Origin of the sequence: Flavonifractor porci (genome assembly GCF_037572415.1) — a bacterium.
Classification (GTDB): domain Bacteria; phylum Bacillota; class Clostridia; order Oscillospirales; family Oscillospiraceae; genus Flavonifractor; species Flavonifractor porci.
In genome coordinates this window covers 143,615-154,194 of sequence record NZ_JBBHLB010000007.1, presented here as the reverse complement: position 1 = coordinate 154,194, position 10,580 = coordinate 143,615, and the positions used below count along the sequence as shown (strand labels likewise).

General features: G+C 58.2%; 10 protein-coding genes. 8 read left to right on the top strand and 2 right to left on the bottom strand.

Going from position 1 to position 10,580, the window contains the following annotated elements; translation table 11 throughout:
- Positions 1 to 280: 280 nt before the first annotated feature.
- The gene (locus tag WHJ28_RS08375; RefSeq protein ID WP_116721466.1) at positions 281 to 496 is read right to left on the bottom strand and encodes a helix-turn-helix domain-containing protein; all 216 of its coding nucleotides are present in this window, start codon (positions 494 to 496) and stop codon (positions 281 to 283) included.
- 167 nt (positions 497 to 663) lie between these two features.
- Between WHJ28_RS08375 and WHJ28_RS08370 the strand changes: the two genes are divergently transcribed.
- From WHJ28_RS08370 to WHJ28_RS08335, 8 genes are all read left to right on the top strand, one after another.
- On the top strand, positions 664 to 1,218 hold the full coding sequence (locus WHJ28_RS08370) for an SLOG family protein (RefSeq protein WP_116721467.1): 555 nt from the start codon (positions 664 to 666) through the stop codon (positions 1,216 to 1,218).
- A gap of 149 nt (positions 1,219 to 1,367) precedes the next feature.
- Positions 1,368 to 2,741, top strand: coding sequence for an ABC transporter substrate-binding protein (locus WHJ28_RS08365; RefSeq protein WP_116721468.1), 1,374 nt, complete (start codon positions 1,368 to 1,370; stop codon positions 2,739 to 2,741).
- Between the two features lie 22 nt (positions 2,742 to 2,763).
- Positions 2,764 to 4,356, top strand: a complete 1,593-nt coding sequence (locus WHJ28_RS08360; protein ID WP_075705369.1) for a helix-turn-helix transcriptional regulator — start codon at positions 2,764 to 2,766, stop codon at positions 4,354 to 4,356.
- A gap of 173 nt (positions 4,357 to 4,529) precedes the next feature.
- Positions 4,530 to 4,883: a hypothetical protein gene (locus WHJ28_RS08355; protein WP_075705368.1), complete on the top strand. Its 354-nt coding sequence runs from the start codon at positions 4,530 to 4,532 to the stop codon at positions 4,881 to 4,883.
- Entirely contained in the window at positions 4,880 to 7,300 is a 2,421-nt protein-coding gene (locus tag WHJ28_RS08350; protein ID WP_340041527.1) for a histidine kinase N-terminal 7TM domain-containing protein, read from the top strand. Before WHJ28_RS08355 ends, WHJ28_RS08350 begins: the two co-directional genes overlap by 4 nt.
- The gene (locus WHJ28_RS08345; RefSeq protein WP_340041524.1) at positions 7,293 to 8,723 is read left to right on the top strand and encodes a sensor histidine kinase; all 1,431 of its coding nucleotides are present in this window, start codon (positions 7,293 to 7,295) and stop codon (positions 8,721 to 8,723) included. Before WHJ28_RS08350 ends, WHJ28_RS08345 begins: the two co-directional genes overlap by 8 nt.
- On the top strand, positions 8,720 to 9,337 hold the full coding sequence (locus WHJ28_RS08340; protein ID WP_186908314.1) for a response regulator transcription factor: 618 nt from the start codon (positions 8,720 to 8,722) through the stop codon (positions 9,335 to 9,337). The genes WHJ28_RS08345 and WHJ28_RS08340 overlap by 4 nt, the downstream gene beginning before the upstream one ends.
- A gap of 150 nt (positions 9,338 to 9,487) precedes the next feature.
- Complete coding sequence (locus WHJ28_RS08335) at positions 9,488 to 9,856, top strand: hypothetical protein (protein WP_325284884.1); 369 nt, start codon at positions 9,488 to 9,490, stop codon at positions 9,854 to 9,856.
- A gap of 400 nt (positions 9,857 to 10,256) precedes the next feature.
- Here WHJ28_RS08335 and WHJ28_RS08330 read toward each other — a convergent pair whose 3' ends face one another.
- Entirely contained in the window at positions 10,257 to 10,574 is a 318-nt protein-coding gene (locus tag WHJ28_RS08330; RefSeq protein ID WP_340041516.1) for a hypothetical protein, read from the bottom strand.
- Positions 10,575 to 10,580 lie beyond the last annotated feature (6 nt).

Below are 10,580 nucleotides of genomic sequence, written 5' to 3'. Positions count from 1 at the left end.
TGGCTTCCGTTGGCCCTGTATGACATCTTCCGCCACCACCCTGTTTTTATCTACATTATATCAAACCTGAAGTATTGTGTCACACCCCCTTTTGACCTTAATGTCAAAATGTAGTACAAACCACTCTCTGAATCAATGGCAATTTCAAAATCTTCAGCCAAGGGAGAACTGCGCCCATTCGCTGGACCCAGGAGCGGTTCATTGTGAACCACCCAGAAGGACTCACTCTATCAGAGATTTAGGTCAGAGAAAAGACTTATCATCATCTTAATGAAAAATCTTACTTCTCAAGTCGAAATTTCAGCAGCAGATACGGCTCCACTTCAAGGACGGTGGCTATCCTAAACAGCAGATCCAGAGACAGGCCATGACTCATGCCGGGCGCTTCAACGGACGCGAGATGCTGGCGGCTAATATCAAGGATCTCTGCCAACTGTTCCTGGGAATATCCCTTTTTCTTGCGATAGTATCCGATAGCATAAGATAGGTTTTCCATGCGCTCGGAAAAGTCAAAATCCCATTCCAGAGTTATCACCACCTTACGGAATTAGTTTATCCGAAGGCAGCGCATACTAAAATTAACCCTAAAGCATTATTGACGCTCATAAAGCGTCAATATATAATTAAAACACTATTTTGTTCGATGTTATGTGAGGTGTCAATATGACAAGGGGACTTGCCTGTGCCATCATCGGCCATAGACCGACACGCTTTCGCTTCAAATATGATGAAAACAACAACGGCTGCAAGCGGATCAAGAAACGCATCCGGGATCAGTTGATCCAGCTCTATGAGCAAGGCTTTCGCCAGTTTTGGGTAGGCGGCGCTCTGGGCGTGGATATGTGGGCCGGGGAGATATTGCTGCGGCTCAAAGAACAGCCGGAATATAGCGAGATCCAACTGAAGATCGCTCTGCCCTTTGAGGGCCACGACACAGACTGGGAAGATCGCAGCCGCAGCCGTATGTCTTTTCTGATCCGACACAGTGCGGAAACGGTTATCGTGGGTAATAAAGAAGCGCCCCCGGCGGTCAATTACCGGAGACGCAACGAGTATATGGTGGACCGTGCAGGCTACTTACTGGCAGTCTATGACAACGACCGTTCTATCCGCAGCGGAACGGGAATGACCGTCAACTATGCCAGAAAAAAGGGGCTACCCATCACTCTGATCCACCCGGATAAGGCAACGATATCAAAAGAAAAACCTGAACGATGAAAACTACCCGCTGCGGATAGGGCAGGTTTATGGAATCCATGTTATACTGAACTGAAATGGATACTCCACGAAATGAATTCAATAAAGTATCCTGTTTCAACTGGCTTTTTTTACCCTCAGCAGATATAATGAAAACGAGGTGATGCGATGTGAAGGTACGAAGAATTGCGGCGTTTTTGCTGGCAGGTATCTTGCTGGCCTACTGCTGCGCGAGCTGTTCCGACACGGCCAAAAAAGAAGAGACGCCGACCACCATTACGGTCTGGCACGTCTATGGCGGTCAGACAGATTCCCCACTCAACGACCTCATCGATGCGTTCAACCAGACGGTGGGAAAGGAGCAGCGGATCAACGTGCAGGTCACCTCCGTGTCCAACACCAACACCATCCACGAGCTGGTGCTGGCCGCCGCCAACGGAGAGCCGGGAGCTCCGGAGCTGCCCGACCTTTTCGTATCCTATCCCAAGACGGTGATGGCGCTGCCCGACGACAGCATTCTGGTGGACTATCAGGACTACTTCAGCGAGGAAGAACTGTCCGCTTTCCTGCCGGCTTTCGTGGAAGAGGGGATCGTCAATGACCGGCTGGTGGTCCTTCCCGTGGCGAAATCCACAGAGATCATGTATATCAACCAGACGATCTTCGACCGCTTCTCCCAGGCGACCGGCGTGACGCTGGCGGACCTGGACACCTGGGAGGGGCTTTTCAAGGCAGCAGAGGTCTATGCGGACTGGACCGACGCTCAGACGCCGGATATTCCGGGCGACGCCAAGTCCATGTTCGTTCACGACTACTATTTCAACTATTTCCAGGTGGGGGCGGAATCCCTGGGCGAGGATTTCTTCCAGGGTGACAAGCTGGCCTTTGGCCCCGCATTCCAGGCGGCGTGGGAGCCGCTGGCCCGGGCCGCGCTTCGTGGGGGCGTCTGGCTCAAGGGCGGTTACGCCACAGAATCCATCCGCACCGGCGACAGCATTGTGAGCGTGGCATCCTCGGCCAGCATCCTCTATTACAGCGATGTGGTAACTTATCCGGACAATACCTCCGAGGAGATCACTATCATCTCCCGGCCCTGTCCGGTCTTTGAAAACGGGGAAAAGCTGGTCATGCAGCGCGGAGCCGGTTTCTGCACCGTCCGCTCCACCCCAGAGAGGGAGCAGGCCGCCGTGACCCTCCTCAAGTGGCTGACCGAGCCGGACCACAATGTGGAGTTCGTGACCCGAACGGGCTACATGCCGGTGACTCGGGCCGCCTTTGAAAACGAACTGCCGAAGGCCATCGAGGGACTGGAGAGCGCCAAATACGCCTCCCTCTATCAGGCGTATCTGGATACCCAGGCAAACTATGAGTTTTATGTGCCGCCCCAGCTGGAGAGCTATCTGAGTCTGGAAACGACCCTGGAAGATCAGGTGCGCTCACAGCTTGCGCTGGGCCGTCAGGATTATCTGGGGGCCGGAGAAACCGGATTGGAGCAGATCAGCGCAGAGCGGCTCCAGGCCTTCCGGGAGATCATGGAGCGATAAACAAAAGAGAGGAGGAAACACCGTGCTGAACAAATTCCGGGAGTTGCGGGCGCTGAACGCCTTTGCCAAAAAGCAGAGCGTGGGCATGCAGAGAAAACTGATGCTCTACTGGGTGTCCATGATCCTGGTGGTCTTTGCGGCGGTGATCCTCCTTCTGTCCATCGCCGGGGCCTTTTCCCAAAACGACGAGCAGCTCCATGAGGTGATGGAGCTGCAACTGAAAAATACACAGGATAGCCTGGCCAGTCGCCTGGATCAGCTGACCGCCCAGAGCTTGAATCTCTCCAAAGAACTCAGCCGCGAGATCGAAGGGGAGCTGGTACGGGAGGGCATTTCACTGCAAGAGGTCAACGATGACCCGGAGCGGCTGCTGAAGCTGCAGCAGATCATGTACCCGCTGGTCAATACCACCCTCCAGACCGCCAACTGCAACGGAGCCTATGTAATTTTAAATGCCACGGCCAATACCACCCTGGAGGTGGCAGACCACTCCAGAAGCGGGATCCACCTGCGTTACACCAACCTCAGCGCCAGCAATCCGGTTGCCCCTACCGTGGTCTACTTCCGCGGTATCCCGGATATCGCCCGGCAAAAGGATCTGGAGCTGCACAACCGGTGGAATCTGGAATTTGATACCGATCTGATCCCGGGCTGCCGGGAGCTGATGGACTCTCCTCTGGACCGGCCTGCGCAGCGTTATTTCTGGTCCCGCCGCATTGACCTGAAGGGTACCTGGGAATCCGCCATGCTGCTGTGCGTCCCCATCGTGGGCAGCGATGGGAGCGTATACGGCGTCTGCGGCGTGGAGCTCAGCGCGCTGTACTTCCAGCTGTCCTATCCCGCGGCGGAGGGGCAGTTCGGCTCCGCCGTTACCGTTCTGGCTCCCATTCAGGACAGCCGTCTTCTGCTGTCGGATGGATTGGTGGGCAGCGTCAACGGTACCTATCTGGACGGTCAGGAGACGCTCGCCATCCATCAGGGACGATACTATAACGAATATGACACAGGCGCCGAGCGGTATATCGGCCTGCATCAGACCATCTCCATCTCCAAGGGAGAGACGGAGGACACCGCCTGGGCCGCTGCGATCCTGATCCCCCAGGACAGTTATGCGGCATACACCGCTGAAATACAAAAAACATGGATCATTGCGGCCCTGGGACTGCTGGTGGTGCTGCTGGCCCTCTCCTTCTTCCTGGCGCGGAGATTTGTCCGGCCTATTACCGACAGCCTGAAGCGGTTCCAGCAGGAAGAACTGCCGGAACAGGGGCTGTCCTCCGGGATCTCGGAGGTGGATGAACTGGCGGAGTTTCTCAACGCCCGGGCCCGGAACCAGCGTCTGGAGCAGGGCGAGCTTCCCCCCAATATTGCCGAGCTCTTCGACCAGTTTGTGGCGCGGAAGGATCTGCTGACAGAGGCGGAACGGAATATCCTCCGTTACTACATCGATGGACATGAGATCGCGGACATCCCGGATCTGGCGTTTATCAGCATGAGCACGGTCCGAAAGCACAACCGGAGCATCTACGAGAAGCTGGGGGTGGCCTCCCGGGATGAACTGATGCTCTATATCGATCTGCTTCGCCGGTGCGGACGGCTCCAGGAGCTGTTCTAAGACAAGTTTCTCCATCACAGCAAAGCGCACAAAACCAGAGGACTGGTTTTGTGCGCTTTCTCTATTATCCAATGGATACCTTTGCGAAAAAGTGGGAAAAAGTATCCGACGGACCATATACTCCCGCCCCTTACTCCTGTTATAACAGGAGTAGAAACGAGGAGGTGCGGAATATGACAAATCTCTTGTCCAGCCACTTAGAGGATCGGTCCACGCCCCAGTATTTCTGCTTTTCCATCCGCTGCGAGGTGTGCGGAGAATTTTGGTACAGCAGCAGCATCCCCTTTTCCAAAGCGCTGCAGGCGGCGGAACACCGGGAGAAGAAGGAACTCTATGACGCCATCTATCAGCGGGAGAAGCAGCGGGCCATGCAGGCGGCCGGTCAGGAGGCCAGGGAGCGGTTCAGCCAATGCCCCATCTGCCGGCGGCTGGTCTGCGACGCCTGTTTCCTCATCTGCGATGAGATGGATCTGTGCCGGGAGTGTGCCGGCCGGATGGAGGAGTCCGGGGAGCCGGTGGCGCCATGAAAGGGCGTTGGCTGCCGCTCCTCCTGCTGTGCCTGATCCTGGCCGGGTGCGGCACGGTGGACACAGGGGGCCGTCTGATCTCCGCGGCGGAGGGCGCCGAGGCGTATAGCGCGGCTCTCGCCCCCTTCCTCCCCGGGTATTCCCTTCAGACGGCAGAGGATACCCTCTACGCGGAGGTGAGCCGAGGCAGCGCCGTGGCCTGCTTTGATGTACAGGCCATCCCGGCGCTGGAGCGGGGCATTGGCCGGTATTGGTATCCCCATGTCACGGCCACCGTGATTCTGGCGGTGGACCGCAGCCGGACGGACGCCGCCGTCACCGGCTGGAACAGCCTTCGGGAGAGTCCGGTCCCCGTGGGCATCAGCAGCAGTTCCGTGATCCGCAATATGCTGGCTCTGGGCGCCCTGTCCTACGGTCTGGACCGGGAGGCGCCCTCCAAGCGTGACGCTCTGGAGCTGCTGGAACACCTCGGTCAGAACGGAAACTTCCGGCTGGAGGCGCCGGACGCCCCCATTCTGATCTGTCTGGACTGGGAGGCCGCCGCGTGGAACCGGAACGGAGGAAATTATGAGATCATCGTGCCGGCGGAGGGCACGCTGTCCTGCCGTATGGGGCTGCTCTCCGATGTCCCTCTGACGCTGGAGCCGGGGCTGGATGAAACCCTTCTGTCAGCAGGGCTGCCCCTGGTAGACGGAGAGAGACCAGCTGATTTTCCCGATGATTACCGGCCGGCCCGTACCCTGAGCGAGGAGGACTACGGCTGGTTTCTGGAGTTGACCGGGGACAGCAGCCGGGACCTGCGCCGGCAGGTTCTCCACACCCGGCGCTATACCACAGCAGATCTCCGGGAGCATATTTTATCCGCCCTGTTCCTTGCCGCCGCCATCCTGCTGTGGAAGGGGACGGTATCCCATCGGATGATCCGCCGGGATGTCCGCCGAGTAGTCGGGGTCATGGGCTGGCTGATGGTGGGATGGCTGCTGCTGCGCCTGTTCAAATATCAGCTGACAGCAGATGGGCTTCTGTGCCGGATGTGCTGGTATGGCTATTACATCTTTCAGCTTGCCCTTCCGGTAACGCTGCTGTATCTGGCCGTGATCCTGGACCATCCGGAGGGCGAGAAAAAGCCGCTGCGCCCTCTGTGGCCGCCTCTGGCCTGCTATGCCCTCTCTGTGCTATTGGTGCTCACCAACGACCTCCACCAGCTGGTATTTCGTTTTGACCCGACCGGGGACTGGGCCTCAGACTACCGGTACGGTCCGGGATACTGGGGCGTAATGACTTTATCCCTCCTGTTCCTGGCCTGCGCAGTCTGGAAGCTGCTCCACAGGGGGCGGTATAGCCCTTACTGGGCCGGCAGGATGGTTCCGCTGCTGTTCTGCGTGGGATTGCTGGCCTACATCACTGCTTACATCAGGCGGGTGCCTCTGGCGTGGGAGAGCGATCTTACCGTGAACATCTGCGTGCTGTCCGCCCTGTTTTTTGAGTCGGCCCTTCACGCGGGGTTTATCCCGGTCAATCTTCAGTATCAGCGCCTGTTCACCGCCACTCCCATTGGGCTGACGCTGCTGGATGAGCAGGGCCGCACCGTCCTGTCCTCCCGGGGCGCGCCTCCCGTCTCCCGCTCCATCTGGCGGAGGATCTCCATGGATATGGCCCATCCGCTGCTGCGGGACAGCGACACCCAGCTTCACGCGGTTCCTATTCACGGCGGTATGGCGGTATGGCAGGAGGACCTCTCCCAGCTCAACCGGCTGCGCAGAGAGATCCAGGCTGTGCAGGCCCGTCTGGAGGCGGCCAACGCCCTGATGCGTGAGGAGGGCGATGTGAAAAAGCGCCTGCTGGCTGCGGAGACAAACCGCACCATGTTTGAACAGCTGGACCGGGACATGGAGCGCCGCATCCAGACATTGGGACGGCTGATCGAGGCTCTGCCGGAGACCCCCCATCCCCGGGACCTGACCGCCTATATCACTCTTTGCCTGTGCCATATCAAACGCAGATGCAATCTGTTTTTCCTGGCACGTCAGGGAGATGGACTGCCCGGAGAGGAATTGAGCATTTATCTGGATGAGCTGGCAGAACTGGCCCGCTATGCAGGACTGCAGCTGCTCATTCGCTGCGGGCAGCGTGGAGTGCTGGAGATCCGCAGGGCGGCACTGTGCTACGACTTTGCCTTTGAAGCCATATCCTGGGCCCTGGGGGAGAACGCCTCTCCTCTGCTGGGGTATCTGGAGCCGGAGGGCGCCCATCTGGTTTTCCGCTTTATTCCGGGCGGTGATCCCGGACAATGGCGCTTTTCGGAGGAACTGACGACGGCGGCTGCCGCGCTGGGCGGTCAGATCGCCTGCAAGGATCTGGACGATGCCGTTGGGATCTGCATGACGCTGCCCTTGGGAGGTGAGTCCTGTGGCTGAATTTTACCGGTTTCCCCATTGGGCGCTGACCACATTGGTGATGGCGGCCGCCCTGTGCATCGTGTTTCAAACAAGGGCCATCTCTTACAGCATCCGACGTCTGCCCACCGGCTGGGTGCGCCGGGTGGAAAATGGGATGGAGTGCGCCATCCTCGGGGTGCTGTTCCTCTTCGCCGCCCTTCTTGCACAGGTGCAGTATGGGCTGTTCTGCGACTTTTTGGCGCCCAGCGCCTACGACCTTGTCCGGCAGGCGGTGTTTTTGCTGACTGCGGTGCTGGGAACCACCGCCGCGGTGGGGATGGAACTGATCTGGCCGCTTTTTGCCGTGGGCGGGGCGGCTGTCCTGCTCCCCCTGACAGAGACGGTCACAGGGCCCGCCTATCCCGTCTTTTTTCTGATGAGTATGGCGTTCTTCCTGCTGCGCAGCGTACATATCTGCCTGCTGCGCCGGCTGGAGCTCTACACCCAGCTCTCCTCCGTATCTGTCAAGGAAGCCATTGATACCCTGCATACCGGTCTGCTGTTCTTTCGGCGGTCGGGGGAGCTCCTGCTGTGCAACCGCAGCATGGAGGCGCTGGCACGGCAGATGACGGGGCAGCCGGTACAGGACGGAAGGCTGTTTCAGCGGCTGCTGGAGTGCGGCCCGCTGTGCGGCGGCTGCGCACGGGAAGTTCTGGGTGGGCAGCAGGTGTTTCGCCTCCCCGATTCCTCCGTATGGAGCTTTTCCGCCCATGAGCTCCCCATGGGGCGCCGGACCATGCTTCTGCTGACTGCCGATGATGTCACGGAGCATTGGGACGCGGTGACCTTTCTTGCCCGGCAAAACCAGGCGCTGGAGCAGCGCGGACAGGAGCTTCGCAGCACCATTGCGCATTTACAGGCCATCTGTGAAGCGGAGGAGATCGCCCGAAGCAAGGCGAGGGTACATGACCTTTTGGGACAGCGGATCAGCCTGCTGCTCCGGGCGCTGCGGGATGACCGGCAGATGGATGAGTCGCTGCTGCTGGACTTTGCCCGCAGCCTTCCCACGGCCCTCCGGGAAGATCCCACGCCCAGCCCTGCTCATCGTCTGGAGATGCTGCGGGAGACCTTCCAGGGCATGGAGGTGTCGGTGGAGTTCCAGGGCGCGCTGCCGGAGGATGGGGCGGTGGCGGACAGTTTTGCCGAGATCGCCGTGGAATGTGTCACCAACGCCGTGCGCCACGGGTATGCCACCCGCATCCAGTTCCACTTTTTCCAGAATGACTGCTGGCGCATGACGGTCACCGACAACGGCATCCCGCCCGCCGGACCCATCCGGGAGGGCGGTGGCATCAGCGGGATGCGCCGTAGGGTCCGTCAGCTTGGCGGAAGAATGGAGCTCTATACTGTCCCCCGATTCCGAATCGAACTGTCTGTTCCAAAGGAGGCTGTGGAGAAATGACAAACGTTCTGATCGTGGAGGATCACGTTTCCATGCGGGAATCGCTGACCACGGCGCTGACGGCGGCGGGAGATTTTTCCGTGGTGGGCGAAGTGCCCAACGCAGACTATGCTCTGGATTTCTGTAAGCATCTGCATCCGGAACTGGTGCTGATGGATGTCTGCACCGAGGGCGGCGCCTCTGGACTGAAGGCGGTGGAGGCCATCCGCAAAACAGATCCGGAGGTCAAGATCATCGTCATGACCGCCTTTGACGAGATCACCTATATCCCCCGGGCCAGGGCCGCCGGGGCCAACGGCTTTGTCTACAAAAGCCGGAGCCTGCACGATTTTCTGGAGGTGGCCCGGACGGTGATGGCGGGGGGCAGCAGCTTCCCGGAGCCCAGGACCATTCCCATGCCCCAGGGAGAGGCTCCCCTCACCGACCGGGAGATGGAGGTACTCCGGCTGATGTGCAGACACATGACCAACAAAGAGATCGCCCAGGAGCTGTTTATCAGCGAAAACACCGTCAAGTATCACAAGATGAACATGCTGGGCAAGACCGGCTTTTCCAAGGCGGTGGATCTGGCCTTCTACATGATCTCCAACGGCTGGATCAATCCCCTGTATTAAAGAATTGCACTTCCTATCCACCGGCTTTGTGCCGGTGGATTTTTTGTTTTAGGGAAAAGACTACCCGCAGCGGGTAGGGTGCAAATTCGAAATAAGCTCTACAATAAATCTGTAATACAGAAGGTATGGGAGGTGGGGAGGCTGAAAACTGTGCTCCTGATCATGCGGCGGGCATCGCTGGCTCAGGGCCTGATGGCGAAAGTGCGGGACGCCCCGGGAATACAGCTGTGCTATGAGCCGGACTATGCCAACGCGGACGTGGCCATCCGCAGCCACCTGGCCACCGGGGCTTTGCTGGAGGTGGCCGAGGACGGCGCCCAGGACATCGGATTTTGCCTGGCCCTGTGCGCATGGCTGCGGGAAGTCACGCCCCACTGCCGGCTCATGCTGATGTGCCCCGAAGGACAGCCGGAGGCTGTGAGCCGCGCCATCGAGGCTAAGCGTAGGGGCGAGATCGACGACTTTGTGTTTTATGATGTATCTCTGGACTATTTGGCCGCCAGTCTGCAATCCCTTTGAGATAGGCAAAGATCATTTTGAAATGGGGGGTACCCCCCATTTCAACGCCTACCGTGGTAGGCGTTGATCCGGCTCTGGTCGATTCGGTTTTATACACAAAGACGGCCTGGCGACGAACACCAAGAGACAACGGAAAAAGTGCTGCGGTTTTAGGGGGCAGAAGGGAGGAAAAAAGAGGCCGCACGCCGAGAAACAATGCGCGGACAATGGGTATCTAATCAAAATAGGAGGAAGATAGAACATGAGAAAACGAATTACCAGTTTACTGCTGACGCTGGTGATGCTGCTCTCCCTCGTGCCCGCCATGGGCGTGACGGCGAGCGCGGCGGACGATACATCTTATACAAAGGCTGAAATTAGGAACTATGATACGTTTGCGACCTATCTCCGTTCGTACGATTCAAGAGATCTCAAGCTGATGGAAGACATCGATTACACGGTGGGCATTAATGATCTTTCTATCGATGTAATACGCAACCAAAAACTGGATCTGAACGGTCATAAGATCACGATCAACGCAAGCAGGCGGGCGGGGTTTGAAAACCTGCTCTGCATTCGCCGCGGCGAATTCACGCTGTATGACAGCAAGGGCGGCGGCGAACTCGCGGTTTCCTTTCCTAATGACGACAAAGCGTACAGCATCATCATGATGAGCTCCGAAAAGAAAGACGAGCCTGCAAAATTCACAATGAACGGCGGCACGCTGACCAAGCTGCATCCTAAC